This is a genomic window from uncultured Veillonella sp. (assembly GCF_905209685.1).
GTDB lineage: Bacteria > Bacillota > Negativicutes > Veillonellales > Veillonellaceae > Veillonella.
On the sequence record NZ_CAJLUB010000005.1, the window covers coordinates 18,842 to 35,972 of the forward strand.

Consider the following 17,131-nt stretch of genomic DNA (forward strand, 5'->3'; position numbering starts at 1 on the left):
GTGAATATTTAGTGAAAAAGAGTGCAATATTTGATTTATTTCTTCATTGTGGGGTGAGAGCCACAAATGTTGGGAGGGAACTTAATATGAATAAGGTATTCAAAGTTGTTTGGAGTGCAACTAAGCACGCTTACGTCGTAACTTCTGAGTTGGCTAAGTCACATCAAAAATCTGCAACTACAATTGTAGCTGCAGTTATTTTGGCGGCTAGCTTTTCTGGAGGTGTTGCTAATGCATCCAGCCCTGAGGATTGGGCTAGAGCTGATCTTATTGGTAGCCAAAGATGGTTAACACCTGATCAAAATGCTTGGGGTCATATGCAAGATCAACATCAAGTTGATCCACAACAATTAGACCAACAGCAACAGCAACAACAACAGCAGCAACAACAATGGCAACAACAAGAGCCACAGCAACAACAATGGCAACAACAAGTGCCACAACAGCAACAACAGCAACAACGACGTCAACGTCCTCAAGTGCCACAACAACAGCAACAACAGCAACAACAATGGCAACAACAAGTGCCACAACAACAGCAGCAACAACAAATCCCTAAAAAAGGCGGTTCCACTGGTAATACCGTAATTAATAACTACTATACAGTTGTAACTACTGATGTTGAAAATGTTAAGAAAAATACACATAACATTAACGTTGTAAATAAAAAGGTAGATATCAATACTACTAATATTAATACTGTTAATAATAAGGTTGAGAGTGTAAAAACTGACATTAATAAAATCAATGCTAATATTACAAATATCAACGCTAAAGTTGATAAAAATAGCAAAGATATTGAAGGATTAAAAGGCAAAGTCGGCACTCAAATCACTAACATTCAACAAGATATCACAAATATTAACAATAATATTGACGCTAAATTTACTAAAATTAACAACGATATTGATGTAAAAATCGATAATAAAATTACTAACATTACAAATAATGTTGTTAATAATGTAAATACTAACATTGATGCTAGTGTAAAAAAACATATTGAAGCTAATAATACCAATATTATTAATCAAGTAAATCAAAATATTAATACTGCAGTTCAAAATAATAACACTACAATTTTGAACAAAGTTGATGAGAAGATTGAAAATAACAACACTACTATTATTAATAATGTTAATAAAGATGTAGATGTTAAGATTAATGATATTAAAACAAATATCAATAATACGAAAAATGAGTTGAATACTAACATTTCTAATGTTAAAAATGAACTCAATCAAAATATCAACAACGTTGATATTAAAGTTAACAACAATAAAAAAGCAATTGATAATTTAACTGTTAATGTTAACAATAATAGTAAATCTATTGCTGATTTAACTGCTAAAGTTGAAGAAAACACAGCTAACATTACTTTCAACAATACTATTGCGATGGAAAACCGTAAACTTATCGGTGATAACAAAAAAGCTATCAACGAAAACAAAAAAGCCATCGATGAATTGAAAGGTAAAGTTGGCACAACAATCAATAATATTAACACTACAATTGATAATAAGATTAATGAAAATAACACTAAGATTATCAACGAAGTTAATAATAATGTAGATATTAAGATCAACGATAGCAAAACAAATATTATTAGTGAAGTTAACAAAACAATTAACTCTAAAATTGAAGCTAACAACACAACTATTATTAATAAAGTAAATAATGATGTTGATACTAAGATCAATGCTGTTAAAACTGATATCACAAATATCAACAATACAGTTAATAATGTAAGTGCAAAAGTTGATGCTAATACTACTAACATTACTAATAACACTACAAATATCAACAAAAATGCGACTGCAATTACTGAATTAAACACTAAAGTTGATAATCAAGGTAAAGTTTTAGTTAATCATGAAGGTCGCATCCAGGCGCTTGAACAAGACAATAAAACTATTAAAACTGATGTAGCTAACACTCAAAATCAAGTTAATATCAATACTAAAGATATTGCTGATTTGAAAGGTAAAGTTGGTCAAAATATTGGTAATGTTCAAGTAGATATTAAAGATATTAAAAACAACATCACTAATATCAACAATAAAGTTGAAGCAAACACAGTTGCAATTAACAAGGTTGATGTAAAAGTTGATGGTGTTAAAGGTGACTTGGATGGCCTTAAAGGTCGTGTTGATCGCCATGACCAACGTTTGGACTATTTACAAGATAACATTGCTGATAACTCCACACGAATCTCTATTGTTGAAGATGGTGTAAAAGCTAATACAAAAGACATTAATGTAGTTGGCACAATTGCAATGGAAAACCGCACACTTATCGGTGCAAACCAAAAAGCTATCGATGAGTTAAAAGGTCATGTTGGCACACAAATTACCAATATTGAAACTACAATCAATAAGAAGATTGAAGCTAATAATACTACAATCATCAACAAAGTAGATGGTAATATTGATGCTAAGATTGAAAAAAATAACACAGTTATTAACAATAACATTAACAATGTAAATGCTAAGACTGAAGTTAATGCTAAAGCTATTACAGATAATAGTAAACGTATTGATGCTAATTCTGCTCGTATTTCCAATAATGAAAAAGCAATCAACGAGTTAAAAGGCCATGTTGGTACACAAATCACTAACATCGAAAATACAATTACTAATAAGATCAATGAAAACAACACAGTAATCAACAAAAATATCGATGCTAAGATTGAAGCTAATAACACTACAATTCTTAATAAAGTAGACAATAACATCGATGTTAAGATTAATGCTAATAACATTAAAGTTGATCAAAAAATTGATGGTGTTAAAGGCGATTTAGATGGTCTTACTAAACGCGTTGCTCAAAACGAAAAAGACATCAACGTAGCTGGCACAATTGCTATTGAAAACCGTACACTTATCGGTGCTAATAAAAAAGCTATTGATGAATTAAAAGGTCATGTTGGCAATCAAATCACAAATATCGAAAATACAATTACTAATAAAATCAACGAAAACAATACAGTAATTAATAAAACTATCGATAATAAGATTGAAGCTAACAACACTGTTATCAACCAAAATATTGATAATAAAATCAACAGCAATAATACAACAATCATTAATAAAGTAGATCAAAACATTGATGCTAAAATCAATGCTAATAACACTACAATTCTTAACAAAGTTGATAAAAACATCGATGTAAAAATCAATGAAAATAACAAACAAATTAACAACATAATCAATACTAAGATTGGTGATGTAAATGTTAAGATTGATGGCGTTAAAGGTGACTTGAATGGTCTTAAAGGTGATTTAGATGGCCTTAAAGGTCGTGTAGATCGTCATGACCAACGTTTAGACTACTTACAAGATAATATTGCTGATAACTCCACACGTATCTCTGTAGTTGAAGATGGTGTGAAAGCTAATGCAAAAGATATTAATGTAGTAGGTACAATTGCAATGGAAAACCGTCAATTCATTGGCGATAATAAAGTTGCTATTGCAAACAACACTAAAAATATCAACATCAATGCTAAAGCTATCGATGAGTTAAAAGGTCAAGTAGGTCAATCCTCTACAGTTATCAACGATATTAAGAAACAAATTACTAATATCAATGGTAAAGTAGAAAACAACACTACAAATATTGCTAATAACACAACTAATATTGCTAAAAATACTACAGCAATTAATAAAGTAAACGTTAAAGTTGATGCTAATGCTAAGGCTATTGTAGACAATAGCAACCGTATTGATGCAACTAATGTGAAAGTAGATGCTAATACTACTAACATCGCTAACAATACAACTGCAATTAACAACGTAAACGTTAAAGTTGATGGTGTTAAAGGCGACTTGAATGGTCTTACTAAACGTGTAGAACAAAACGAAAAAGACATCAACGTAGCTGGTACAATTGCAATTGAAAACCGTAAATTCATTGGCGACAATAAAAAAGCTATCGATGAATTAAAAGGTCAAGTTGGTAATACAGTTAAAAATATCGAAACTACTATTAATAACAAAATTACTGAAAACAATGTAGTTATTAATAAAAATATCGATGCTAAGATTGAAGCTAACAATACTGTAATTAATCAAAATATCACAAATGCAATTACTGAAAACAACAAGGAAATTAACAATACAATTAACAATGTAAATGTTAAAGTTGATGGTATTAAAGGTGATATTGATGGCTTGAAAGGTCGCGTAGATCGTCATGATCAACGTTTAGACTACTTACAAGATAACATTGTAGATAACTCCACACGTATTACTGCAGTAGAAGATAGTGTTAAACTAAATACTACAAATATTGCGAACAATACAACAGCAATCAACAATGTAAATGTTAAAGTTGACGGCATTAAAGGTGACTTGGATGGTCTTACTAAACGTGTTGACCAAAACGAAAAAGACATCAATGTAGCTGGTACAATCGCTATCGAAAACCGTACACTGATTGGCAATAACAAAGCTGCTATCGACAAGAATACAAAAGCTATCGAAGCATTGAACGGTAAAGTTGGTACTACTATTACTAATATCGAATCTACTATTAATAACAAGATTGAAGCTAATAATACTACAATCCTTAATAAAGTAGATCAAAATATTGATGCTAAGATTACTGCTAATAACACTGTAATTAACCAAAACATCGCTAATGCAATCAATGAAAATAACACAACAATCATTAACAAAGTTGATAAAAACATTGATGTGAAAATCAATGAAAACAATAAGCAAATCAACAACACAATCAATACTAAGATTGGTGATGTTAATGTTAAGATTGATGGCGTTAAAGGTGATGTAGCTGGTCTTACTGCACGTGTAGATCGTCATGATCAACGCTTAGATTACTTACAAGGTAACATTGTAGATAACTCTACACGTATTAGCGCTAATGAAGATGCTATTAAAGCATTAAAAGGCCAAGTTGGTACAACTGTTACTAATGTTGAAAACACAATCAATGCTAAGATTGAAGCTAACAACACAGTAATTAGAAACGATATCAACACTGCTATTACTAATAACAACACTGTTATTAACAAAAATATTGATGCTAAGATTGCTGAAAACAATACAGTAATTAACAACACAATTAACAGCAAAGTTAATGAAGTAAATGTTAAGGTTGATGCTAACGCAAAAGCAATTGTTGATAATAGCAAAGCTATTACTGACATTAAAGCTAATGTGACAAACATCAGCAATAAAGTAGATGTTAACACTGCAGATATCAAAGCTATCCGCACAGATGTAACTAATAATACTACTAACATTGCTAATAACACAGCAGCTATTGCTAATGTAAGCAAACAAGTTAAAAATAACACAACTAACATTTCTAACAATGCAACAGCTATTGCAAACATTAGTAAACAAGTTGCTGGTAACACAGCTAACATAACTGATGTAACTGCTAAAGTAAATGCTAATACTGGTCGTATTGAATCTAATACAACTGCTATTAACAACTTAACTGGTAAAGTTGATGCTAACTCTCAAGCTATCGAATCCTTGAAAGGTCAAGTTGGTAAAGGCAATACTACAATTGTTAATGTAGCTCAAAAAGTAGAAAATATTACTCAAAACATTAACGCTCAAAATAGCAACATCCAAGCTAATACTGTAAACATTCAAAATAATACTTCCAATATTAATAACATTAAAGCTAATGTTGTTAACGTTGAAAAGAATGTAAACAATATTAAAGCTGATGTAACAGTAGTAAAAGCTGATATCACAAACATCAATGCTAAAGTTGATCAAAAAATCAATATTGTGAACAACAATATTACTAACGTTAAAAACGATGTGAAGAATATTGATGCTAAAGTTACAAATATTGATAACAAAGTTACAAATATTGATAACAAAGTTACTAATATTAACAATAAAGTAACTAATATTGATACTAGAGTTAATGATATTGACGTAAAAGTTAATAACCAAAATACTGTAATCAACAATATCAAAACTGATGTATCTGACTTGAAAGATCAAGTTGGCAAAAATACTGAAGCAATTAAGAACTTGCAAAATGTAAGCGCTGATGTAAACAAAGTGAAAGAACAAGTTAATGCTAATACTCAAAAAGCAAATGCTAACGAAGAACGCATTAAAAATGTTCAAAGCCAAGTTTCTGTTAATACTGAAGCAATCAAACATAATACTGAAAACATCAATATTAACAAAGCAGCGATCAAACAAAATGCTGAAGCAATTCAAAATACTAATGTAACTGTACAAAAAGTAATTAACAAAGTTGATGAACATAGCAAAGTTATTAACGACGTATCTAAACAAGTTAATACTAATACAACTAATATTGCTAATATCAATAATGTTGTTAACCAAAATACAACTAATATTACAAATGTAACTAACCAAGTTAATACAAATACAACAAACATCAACACTCTAAATGCTAAAGTAGATACTAATGTTACAAATATTACTAAAGTAGATAATCGTGTAACTGAAGTAGCTAAACAAGTTAATGAAAATGCACAATTAACTAAAGCTGTTGGTACTCTAGCATTAGAAAATCATGAAAAGGTTAGTGTATTAGGTTTACAAGTAAATAAAAATACTCAAGACATTGCTGATGTAAACACTAAAGTTGATGAAAATGTTACATTAACTAAGAACATTGGTGCTATTGCATTAGAAAACAATGAAAAAGTTAATGTATTGGGCTTGCAAGTAAATAAAAATACTCAAGATATCAGTACATTAGCAGAAGCTGCAAATTACAGCTTGAAAGCTTCCAACATTGCATTACAAGATCATGCAACACTTGTTCAACATGATGCACAAATCGCAGAAAACTCTCGCCGCATTAGCAGCGTAGAACGCGATGTTAAAGTTGTAGGTGCTAATGCAGCAGCATTAGCAGCATTGAAACCTATCGAATACCACGAAGGTCAAAAAGCTCAAATTATGGCAGCTGTTGGTACTTACAAAGGTAAAACATCTACTGCATTGGGTGTAGCACATTATGCAAATCCTGATTTATTAATCCATGCTGGTGCTGCTTATGGTGGTGACCATAGCGTAATGGCAAATGCTGGTGTAACAATCGGTATTGGTAATGCTCCTACAGCTCCTAAAGCATCCCCTGCAACTGTAAAAGTTCTTGAGGATCAAGTGGCTGATTTGCAAGCACAAAACAAAGAAATTCGGGAACTTCTTGATAAAGTGATTGCACAACAACCACAACAAGCTCCAAAAGCAGCTGTAAAAACAACTAAATAATATGCCTCCCAACCGATGGGTTACACTATAATCTATCGTAGGTATAGAAACCGCGTAGCAGAAATGCTACGCGGTTTTCTTTTTGTGTGGATTTGTGGTGATTGTATTCCTATATTTCGTTTAATTAAAGTGTAATAGAGCTTATGGGGATATTGTGGTGGGGATTGGATGCAGATAAAACTAAAATCTGGCACCTGGTGGTGGGCAGTGGTTTTTATGATTCGATTATTATTTAATTTCGAACATATGTATCTAAGAAAAGAGGAGAAAAATAGAGATTATGAAAGAAAAATATAAAAAAGTGGGATAAAAATGGATTTTTTATTGTGATTGGTGGGGAATTGTGGTAGAATTTACCATATAGTGGTGGATAAGGATTAGTAAAGGGCGGTGATACGTATGTTCATGGGAGAATATAATCACACCATTGATACAAAAGGGCGGATGATTATACCTGCGAAAATACGTGAACAACTAGGCGATTTGTGCATTGTCACAAAAGGCTTAGATGACTGCTTAGCTATTTACACCCAAGAGGCGTGGAAGAAAATTTCTGATGCCTTACAATCACAATCCTCCACTAAAGCTAGTGTACGTGCCTTAAAACGTTTTGTTTTCGGTAGTGCTGCTGAGCTTGAATATGATAAACAAGGTCGTGTCCTCATTCCTGTACCACTACGTGAATATGCGAGCCTTGATAAACAGGCCGTTATTGTCGGTGCTGGGGATCACGTTGAAATTTGGAGCCGCGAAAAATATGATTACTATGATGATCAAGTGGCTGAAAGTATGGAAGAACTTGTTGAAGGTCTAGAAGGGATTATGTTATAGGAGGCTATGATGGATTTTAATCATACCAGCGTACTTTTACGCGAAACGGTGGACTCCGTCGTAACTAATCCAAAAGGCATCTATGTGGACTGTACCTTGGGTGGTGCAGGACATGCCCATGCTGTGGGTGAGATGCTAGACCCAGAAGGCATGATTATAGGGTTGGATCAAGATGAAGATGCGTTGAGCGTAGCTCGACAGCGTTTATCTGATTTAACATGTCAGGTATTAACAATACCGACGAACTTTTCTAACTTAAAAGAAGCCCTCCATAATGAGGGCATCTATGAAGTAGATGGATTTATCTTTGATCTTGGCGTATCTAGCTATCAACTGGATACACCGGAGCGTGGCTTTTCATATATGAATGATGGGCCACTCGATATGCGTATGGATAAGGACGCACCATTAACGGCAGAAGAGGTTGTTAATGAATATGATGCTGAAGCATTATTGCAAATTATCCGTGACTATGGTGAAGAGCGATGGGCTAAGCGCATTGTTGAATTCATCATTAATGCACGTCAAGAAAAACGAATTACCACTACTGGTGAGTTAGTTAGAATTATTAAGCAAGCAATACCTGCGAAGGCGCGTCAAGATGGACCGCATCCGGCAAAACGGACGTTCCAAGCCATTCGCATTGAAGTAAATAGAGAATTAGCTATCTTGCATGATAGTTTTGTAGATGCTGTATCCATGTTGAAACCAAAGGGGAAAATTGGGGTTATCACATTCCACTCCTTGGAAGATCGAATTACAAAACAAACTTTCAAAGAGTTGAGTACAGCATGTATATGTCCTCCAGAATTGCCAATGTGCGTATGTAACCACAAGGCGGTTGTGAAGGCGAAGAATAAGGCTATAGAGCCGAGTGCAGGGGAGATTGAGGTTAATCCGAGGGCTAGAAGCGCAAAGTTACGCGTAGCCGTCAAGTTGTAGAATTGGAAGGGGTTAGTGTTTATGTTAGCGAGAAAGGCTGTTGTGGGCCAAGTTAAAAGCGATGTGTTGGTCGCTTCACAAGGGAGAAAACGTAGTGCAAATGTGGCTCTGGATTTGAGCCCTATGATGTGGCAGGTTGTATATGGTATTGCTGCATTGGTTGCATTTTTGCTTATCATGATGGTTATGAATGCGTACAGCACAAAATTAGGCTATGAAGTAGTTAAAACACAGCAAGCTGTAGTACAATTAACAAAGGATAATGATGCGTTGGATGTTGAAGTGGCTTCTTTGAAGTCTCCTGTTCGTATTCAACAAATCGCAGAACAACAACTAGGGATGGTTTTGCCTGATTCTTTTGTTTATAGTACAAAAAGCGCTGTTACTGAACGTACTGTACAAGAGAAACAGCAAATTATAGACTAGCAGGCAAAGCAGCTCGTATTGGGCTGCTTTCCTTTGCGTGTAAAGGAGATTGTATATGAAACAATTACAAGATATAGTAAAAACCTTGGAAACACCGCATGTAGAAGGTAATACAGCTGTTGAGGTGTTAGATATTACGGCTGATTCTCGTGCAGTAAAAGCAGGTAGCTTATTTATTGCGCTAGATGGTGCCACTGTAGATGGTCATAATTATGTAAATAAAGCCGTTGAAGCTGGTGCTGTAGCAGTACTTGTATCTAAGCCAGTAGAGGTGAGTGGTGATGTTTGTGTTATCACTGTAGAGGATACTCGAAAAGCTATGATGGCTTGTGTACCATATTTCTTTGATTATCCAGCAAATTCCATGCGTATGATCGGTGTTACTGGTACTAATGGTAAAACGACTACAACTCATATGATTCGTCATATTTTGAAAGCCCAAGGCCATAAAGTAGGCGTTATTGGTACCGTTCATATTATGATTGGTGATACATCCTATCCAATTCACAATACAACACCTGATGTAGTAGATTTACAACATATTCTTCATCAAATGGTAGAAGAAGGCGTTACCCATTGTGTCATGGAAGTATCTTCTCATGCATTAGCATTAGGTCGAGTTTCTGGTGTTGAATATGATACAGCAGTATTTACGAACTTGACACAAGATCATTTGGACTTTCACAAGACCTTTGAAAATTATTTGGCAGCTAAGTGTAAATTATTTGAACAAGTTAGCGCGCCGAACCAAACTAAATCTGGTAAAGGGGCTATCATCAATATCGATGACGAATATGGTCATCGTGTAATTGAAAAAACAACGGCGCCTATCATTACATACAGTATTGATGGTAAAGGAACATTGAATGCTCATGATGTTGAAATGACTCCTAAATCTAGTCGTTATACTGTATCCTATAATGGCAATGACTATACAGTTGCTATGAATACAACTGGTTTGTTTAATGTATATAATACATTGGCTGCTATTGGCGCTTGTCTATTAGAGGGTATCTCTATGGAAGATATTGATAAGGCATTGAAAACATTTAGCGCTGTGCCTGGCCGTTTTGAACTTATTGAAGAAGGTCAACCATTTGCAGTTGTTGTAGACTATGCACATACACCAGATGGGTTAGAAAATATTTTGCAAACTGCAAAGGCTATTCAAGAAAATCGCATTATTGTAGTCTTTGGTTGCGGTGGTGACCGAGATGCTACAAAACGTCCTATTATGGGCCGTATTGCTGCACAATATGGTGATGTAGTATATGTTACATCTGACAATCCTCGTACAGAAGATCCTGTGCAAATTGTGAAAGATGTAGAGGTAGGCGTTAAAGAAGGACTTCGTGAAGGCTCTCACTATGAAGTTATCGTTGATCGTCGGGAAGCGATTCAACATGCAATACAAAATGCAAAACCTGGGGATATTGTACTAATTGCAGGTAAGGGGCATGAGGATTACCAAATCTTAAAGGATAAAACGATTCATTTTGATGATCGTGAAGAGGCGCGAGCAGCCCTCAAGGAGATCTAATATGGCAGAATTTACATTGTCTCAAGTGGTAGAAGCCACACAAGGGACGAGTGCACATACCGACAATATTAAGTTTTTAGATGTATCTACTGATACAAGAACAATTGAATCAGGCTTTTTATTTGTAGCCTTAAAAGGCGATACCTTTGATGGTCATGATTTTATTAATACAGCTATCGAAAAGGGCGCTACTGGTGCAATCGTAGAAAAAGGTCGTGCGGTGGACGGCATCGTATGCATTGAAGTAGATAATACATTGGTAGCGTATCAAAATTTAGCACGTTACCATCGTCGTCGCTTTGATATCCCTGTAGTCGCTATTACTGGTTCTTCTGGTAAGACTACAACAAAGGAAATGGTAGCTGCTGTACTCGGCACCGAATTTAATGTTTTGAAAACTGAGAAAAACTTTAACAATGAAATTGGTTTGCCAAAAACATTGTTGCGTTTAACTTCAGAACATCAAGCTTGCGTTGTTGAAATGGGTATGCGTGGCCTTGGTCAAATTGAGGAGCTTGCGTTGATTGCAGAACCAACTATGGGTATTATTACGAATGTTGGTACTAGCCATATTGAGCTATTAGGCTCTCGTGAAGCCATCGCACAAGCTAAAGGTGAGTTAATTCGTTGCTTGCCTGAAAATAGTGTGGCTATTCTCAATGAAGATGATCCATATGTTAAAGCTATGGATAGTCTTGCCAAAGGTAAAACTATTACCTATGGTATCGAACGTAATGCCACATGTATTGGCAGTCATTTGCGTTATAAAAAAGATGGTATTAAATTTACATGCAAATGTTATGATGAAGTATTTGATATCTTCTTGCCTATGATTGGTGAACACAATGTATATGACGCATTGGCAGCAATTGTAGCTGGTCGTGTGCTAGGCATTAAGTCCAATACGATTCGCAAGGGCTTAAGTGAATTTACAGGCACTCCTATGCGCCAAGAAATCGTACCATTTGAAGATATTGTTATCTTAAATGACGCGTATAATGCAAATCCTTCTTCTATGGCTGAAGCGATAAAAGCTTTGGGGCAGCTAGAAGGTAAACGTAAAATTGCTATGCTTGGTGATATGCTTGAACTTGGTGATTATACTGAACAAGCGCATCGTGAAATTGGTCAATTGCTAGCTGAAGAAGGTTATAGTGTTGTCTTCACATTTGGTGATGCTGCTGCCTTTATAGCTAAAGAAGCTAAAAAAGCAGGCTTAACTACATTCCGTTGTAATAGCCATTTGGAAATGGCCAATGCATACAGTGATATTCGCGAAAAAGGGGATGTTATCCTAGTCAAAGGCTCCCGTGGTTTGCGGATGGAACGAGTTGTTGAAGAATTGAAAGATCGTGAATAAAAGGTTACGGCTAGTTATATCTAGCCGTCATCTGTTTATTAATGAGTAGAGGATTCGTATGATATATCACATTCTATTAGCCTTCGTAGTAACCTTTATTATTACGGTAGTGCTAGGTAAATTTGCTATTCCTATGTTGCGTTCTTTGCACGCACAACAAAGTATTCGTGAAGAAGGTCCAGAAAGTCATCAAGCGAAAGCTGGTACACCAACAATGGGTGGCGCTTTCATGATGGTAGCCCTCGTCATTGGGGTTGCTTTATTTGCACCGTGGAATGTGGGTACTGGTATGTTATTATTCCTAACATTAGGACATTGTTTATTGGGCTTCTTTGATGATTTTGTAAAAGCTGTAAAAAAACGTAATCTTGGTTTGACAGCAAAGCAAAAATTACTAGGTCAATTTATTTTGGCTGCCATATTCTGTTACTGTATTACTGAAATTATGGTTATTCCTACCACATTGTGGATTCCTGTAGCAGATATTCACCTTCAATTAGGTTGGGCTTATTATGTATTGGCATTTTTAATTATCGTAGGTGCTACGAATGCCGTAAATCTTACAGATGGTCTTGATGGTTTAGCTAGTGGTACATCTGCTGTAGCTGCCATTGCCTTTTCCGTTATCGGCCTTATGGCTGCATCCACAACAAATTCTATTGGCGCTGAAAGCGTTGCTTACTATGGTGCCATTGTAGCCGCTGTATGCCTTGGTTTCTTGGTATACAATGTAAACCCTGCAAAAGTATTTATGGGGGATACAGGTTCTTTAGCATTAGGTGGCGCTTTTGCAGCGATGGCGATTCTTACAAAAACAGAGTTGTTACTCGTTGTAATTGGCGGTATTTTTGTTATGGAAGCGTTATCCGTTATTATTCAAGTTATTTCCTTTAAAACTCGTGGTGTACGAGTGTTTAAAATGAGCCCTATTCACCATCATTTTGAGTTGTCTGGTTGGGCTGAACAAACTGTTGTTAATCGCTTCTGGTTTGGTGGTGCTGTATTAGCTGTTATTGGTGTCATTTTAGCGACTATAACTTTGTAAGATAATACTTAACGGAACACGCAAATAATGGTATGCTTATAAGATAGGAATACATTATTTTTGTTGATAATTTAGGTGATATAGATGGAATACGGAGATAAACATATACTTGTTCTTGGTGCTGGTGCCAGCGGTATAGGCGCATCTTGGGTATTAGCTCAAGTTGGGGCCCATGTAGTGTTAAATGATTATAAGCCTGTTACACTGCCTGCAGATGAGGAAAAAAGACTTGTATCAGCAGGTGTAGATATTATTACAGGTAGACAAGATGAATCCTTGCTTGATGGCGTGGATCGCATTGTTATTTCTCCAGGTATTTCTCTAGATATTCCCATTGTAAAAGCCGCTCAAGCTCGTGGTATTGATGTGGTTAGTGAAGTAGAAGTAGCTTATGAGTTATCTAAATCGCCAATTGTAGCCGTTACAGGTACAAATGGTAAGACCACTACTACAACATTATTAACTAAGGTATTGGAAGGAACTGGAAAGCCAGTTCGCGTTGGTGGTAATATCGGCGATTCTCTTAGTGAAGTAGCTTATTCCATGCCAGCAGATGGTTTTTTGGTAGCTGAGTTATCCAGCTATCAACTAGAAACAATTAAGCATTTTAGACCGATTGGTGCTATTATGCTCAATATTACACCAGATCATTTAGCTCGTCATAAGACAATGGAAAATTATATTGCTGCGAAGGAACGCATCTTTGAAAATCAATTGAGCACAGATTTTATGGTGCTTAATATTGATGATCCTATTGTAGCCGACATGAAACATCGTGCACCTAGCCATATCCTTGAAATTAGTCAACATCAAGTGGTTTCAAATGGTGCTTACTATGATAAAGGACAATGTTATGTAACAAAGAATGGTATAGCAACACCTGTTATTGGTAGTGCTGATATCCACATTCCAGGTAGCCATAATATTGAAAATATTTTAACTGTTATCGCTTTAGCTTATGCGTTAGGTGTGCCGGTAGAAACCATTCATCGTATTATAAGCGAGTTCCATGGTGTTGAACACCGATTAGAACGAGTTAAAACTCTTGATGGAATTACATTCTATAATGATTCTAAAGCTACTAATGTAGATTCTGTTGTAAAAGCATTGGAATCCTTTAATCAATCCGTTATTTTATTAGCTGGTGGTCATGATAAAATGACTCCGTTAGAAGACTTTATGCAGCTTGTTAAAGATCATACAAAAGCTGTTATCTTTATGGGGGAAGCGGCGGATCGATTTGAAGCTGCTGCAAAAGAGGCTGGTGTTCAGCCTATTTATAGAGCTTCATCTATGAAAGATGCTGTAGAACAGGGTTATAAATTGGCTACCCAAGGTGATATTGTATTATTATCGCCAGCTTGTTCAAGTTTTGATTGGTATAGCTGTTTTGAAGAACGTGGCGATGATTTTAAAAACTGTGTTCATATGTTGCAAGAAGGGAGACACCATTAATGAAACGTATCATTATTTCAGGTGGTGGCACTGGTGGACATATATACCCAGCAATAACTATATATAAGGAAATTATGAAACAGAACCCTGATGCACAGGTTTTATATGTAGGAACGGAAAGGGGCTTAGAGGCTACCTTAGTGCCTAAAGAAGGCATTGAATTTACTACATTACCTGTACAAGGTTTGCAACGTAAATTATCTTTTGGTACGTTGGTGACGTTAGGCAAGTCTGCTTTTTCTCTTGTGAAAGCTAATGCAATCATTTCCAACTTTAAGCCTGATGTAGTTATTGGTACGGGTGGTTATGTTTGTGGTCCTATTCTTATGGCCGCAGCATTGCGCAATATTCCAACGTTGATACAGGAACAAAATGTCATTGCAGGCATTACAAATAAAATTTTAAGCCGTTTTGTTGATGTAGTTGCTATGGGCTACAAGGATGCAGAATCATCTTTTTCAAAGGCAAAACGCGTAGTATATACTGGTAATCCAGTACGTCCTGATGTATTAGTTGATACTAGGGAAGATGGACGTAATTATTTTAATTTAAGTGATGATACGTTCACCGTTCTTATAGCTGGTGGTTCTCGTGGGGCGAGAACTATCAATAATGCTATGATTGATGTACATAAGCATTTTCAAGGAACAGAAGGAATTAAATTAATCCATATTACAGGGGATGGGGAATATCAATCTGTGTTATCTCAGCTTGGTATTACCGATGGTGATGGTTTAGGTGATTCCTCATTGATCTTGCCATATTTGCACGATATGCCAAAAGCATTGGCGGCAGCTGATTTAGCAGTCTTTAGGTCTGGTGCTATCGGTCTTGCTGAACTAGCAGTTCGAGGTATTCCGTCTGTATTGGTACCATATCCATACGCAGCGGAAGATCATCAAACCTATAATGCCCGTATTTTTGTTCAAGAAGGGGCAGCGCATATGATTGTTGATCAAATGTTAAGTGCCCATGATTTGATAGGGGAAATTGAAATGTTTATGGCCAATCGTGATTTATTGTCACAAATGGGAGAACGAGCGTTGCAGTTAGGTAAACCTAATGCGGCTCATGATATTGCAAAGTTAGCATTATCTATTGCAAAGTAACAAGGAGAGGTTTTATGTTAGACGGTATTCATAAGATTCATCTTATTGGTATAGGTGGGTCTGGCATGCGTGCTATAGCGAATATTTTAATTCAAAAAGGTTATGACGTATCTGGTTCAGATGTAGCTGATTCTGCAGTTATTGAAAAGTTCAGAAATATGGGCGCTACAGTTCATATTGGTCATAATAAAGATTATGTAAAAGGCGTTGATGCTGTAGTTCGTTCTACGGCTATTCGCGAAGATAACCCTGAAATTGTAGCTGCTAAAGAGCAAGGTATTAAAATTTTACACCGTTCCGATATTGTAAAAGCTGTGTTAGACGTAACAGATGGCATTGCAGTAGCTGGTGCTCACGGTAAAACTTCTACTACATCCATGATTGGTCAAATTTTAGTAGAAGCAGAAGCTGATCCAACAGTTATTATCGGTGGTGAAGTAGATTATTTAAAAGGTAGTAGTTGTCTAGGTAAAGGCCATTTCTCTGTAGTTGAAGCAGATGAAAGTGATGGGTCTTTCTTGAAACTACGCCCACATACTATTGTTATTACTAACATTGAAGATGATCACATGGATCACTACAAAACAATGGATAATTTGTTAAATGCATTTTGTGAGTTTGTCGAAACGTTACCAGAATCTGGCAAAGCGATCGTATGTGGAGATAATGAGAATATTCGTTATGTTATGAGCCGTGTAAATCGTAATTTCATTACATATGGCTTAAGTGATAATAATGATTATGTAGCTAAAAATATTCACTATGTAGACTCTACTTTGGTATATGATGTATACCATAATGGTGTGAATGTTGAGCGCATTCGCTTACGAGTTCCTGGTGAACATAATGTATTGAATTCCTTGGCTGCCTTTGTTGTTGCTCATGATTGCTGCGGTGTAGAAACGCGCATTATCACTAAAGGTTTAGGTAAGTTTATCGGTGCAAAACGTCGTTTCGAAACAAAAGGTCACGTAGCAGGTGTGTGGGTTGTTGATGACTATGCTCATCATCCTACAGAAATTAAAGCAACATTGAAAGCAGCAAAAGAGTTGGAAAAACATCGTGTTATCTGTGTATTCCAGCCACATCGCTTTACTCGCACAAGCTTGTTAAAGGATGAATTTGCTACTGCTTTCACAAGCGCTGATGAAGTATATATGACAGATATTTATAGCTCTGGTG

General features: G+C 35.6%; 10 protein-coding genes. All 10 read left to right on the forward strand.

The window, feature by feature from the left end:
- Window positions 1-86 precede the first annotated feature (86 nt).
- Window positions 87-7,241, forward strand: coding sequence for an ESPR-type extended signal peptide-containing protein (locus QZ055_RS01220; protein WP_295824114.1), 7,155 nt, complete (start codon window positions 87-89; stop codon window positions 7,239-7,241).
- Window positions 7,242-7,640: 399 nt separating this feature from the next.
- Window positions 7,641-8,072, forward strand: coding sequence for a division/cell wall cluster transcriptional repressor MraZ (gene mraZ / locus QZ055_RS01225; RefSeq protein WP_009351750.1), 432 nt, complete (start codon window positions 7,641-7,643; stop codon window positions 8,070-8,072).
- A gap of 9 nt (window positions 8,073-8,081) precedes the next feature.
- The gene (rsmH, locus tag QZ055_RS01230) at window positions 8,082-9,014 is read left to right on the forward strand and encodes a 16S rRNA (cytosine(1402)-N(4))-methyltransferase RsmH (RefSeq protein WP_295824116.1); all 933 of its coding nucleotides are present in this window, start codon (window positions 8,082-8,084) and stop codon (window positions 9,012-9,014) included.
- Window positions 9,015-9,035: 21 nt separating this feature from the next.
- Complete coding sequence (gene ftsL / locus QZ055_RS01235) at window positions 9,036-9,440, forward strand: cell division protein FtsL (protein WP_005386230.1); 405 nt, start codon at window positions 9,036-9,038, stop codon at window positions 9,438-9,440.
- A 55-nt stretch (window positions 9,441-9,495) separates the two neighbouring features.
- Complete coding sequence (locus tag QZ055_RS01240; RefSeq protein ID WP_295824117.1) at window positions 9,496-10,980, forward strand: UDP-N-acetylmuramoyl-L-alanyl-D-glutamate--2,6-diaminopimelate ligase; 1,485 nt, start codon at window positions 9,496-9,498, stop codon at window positions 10,978-10,980.
- 1 nt (window position 10,981) lies between these two features.
- Window positions 10,982-12,340, forward strand: coding sequence for a UDP-N-acetylmuramoyl-tripeptide--D-alanyl-D-alanine ligase (gene murF / locus QZ055_RS01245; protein WP_295805337.1), 1,359 nt, complete (start codon window positions 10,982-10,984; stop codon window positions 12,338-12,340).
- Between the two features lie 58 nt (window positions 12,341-12,398).
- A complete protein-coding gene (gene mraY / locus QZ055_RS01250) occupies window positions 12,399-13,385 on the forward strand; it encodes a phospho-N-acetylmuramoyl-pentapeptide-transferase (protein ID WP_005386234.1) in 987 nt (328 codons plus the stop codon).
- Between the two features lie 84 nt (window positions 13,386-13,469).
- Window positions 13,470-14,840, forward strand: a complete 1,371-nt coding sequence (gene murD, locus QZ055_RS01255; protein ID WP_213467925.1) for a UDP-N-acetylmuramoyl-L-alanine--D-glutamate ligase — start codon at window positions 13,470-13,472, stop codon at window positions 14,838-14,840.
- Complete coding sequence (murG, locus tag QZ055_RS01260; RefSeq protein ID WP_295824120.1) at window positions 14,840-15,949, forward strand: undecaprenyldiphospho-muramoylpentapeptide beta-N-acetylglucosaminyltransferase; 1,110 nt, start codon at window positions 14,840-14,842, stop codon at window positions 15,947-15,949. The genes murD and murG overlap by 1 nt, the downstream gene beginning before the upstream one ends.
- A 14-nt stretch (window positions 15,950-15,963) precedes the next feature.
- Window positions 15,964-17,131: UDP-N-acetylmuramate--L-alanine ligase (gene murC / locus QZ055_RS01265; RefSeq protein WP_295824122.1), on the forward strand; the 1,168-nt coding region annotated here is incomplete at its 3' end.

Coding starts and splice junctions, on each gene's coding strand:
- QZ055_RS01220 (WP_295824114.1), top strand. CDS start 87: ATGAATAAGGTATTCAAAGTTGTTTGGAGTGCAACTAAGCACGCTTAC.
- mraZ (WP_009351750.1), top strand. CDS start 7,641: ATGTTCATGGGAGAATATAATCACACCATTGATACAAAAGGGCGGATG.
- rsmH (WP_295824116.1), top strand. CDS start 8,082: ATGGATTTTAATCATACCAGCGTACTTTTACGCGAAACGGTGGACTCC.
- ftsL (WP_005386230.1), top strand. CDS start 9,036: ATGTTAGCGAGAAAGGCTGTTGTGGGCCAAGTTAAAAGCGATGTGTTG.
- QZ055_RS01240 (WP_295824117.1), top strand. CDS start 9,496: ATGAAACAATTACAAGATATAGTAAAAACCTTGGAAACACCGCATGTA.
- murF (WP_295805337.1), top strand. CDS start 10,982: ATGGCAGAATTTACATTGTCTCAAGTGGTAGAAGCCACACAAGGGACG.
- mraY (WP_005386234.1), top strand. CDS start 12,399: ATGATATATCACATTCTATTAGCCTTCGTAGTAACCTTTATTATTACG.
- murD (WP_213467925.1), top strand. CDS start 13,470: ATGGAATACGGAGATAAACATATACTTGTTCTTGGTGCTGGTGCCAGC.
- murG (WP_295824120.1), top strand. CDS start 14,840: ATGAAACGTATCATTATTTCAGGTGGTGGCACTGGTGGACATATATAC.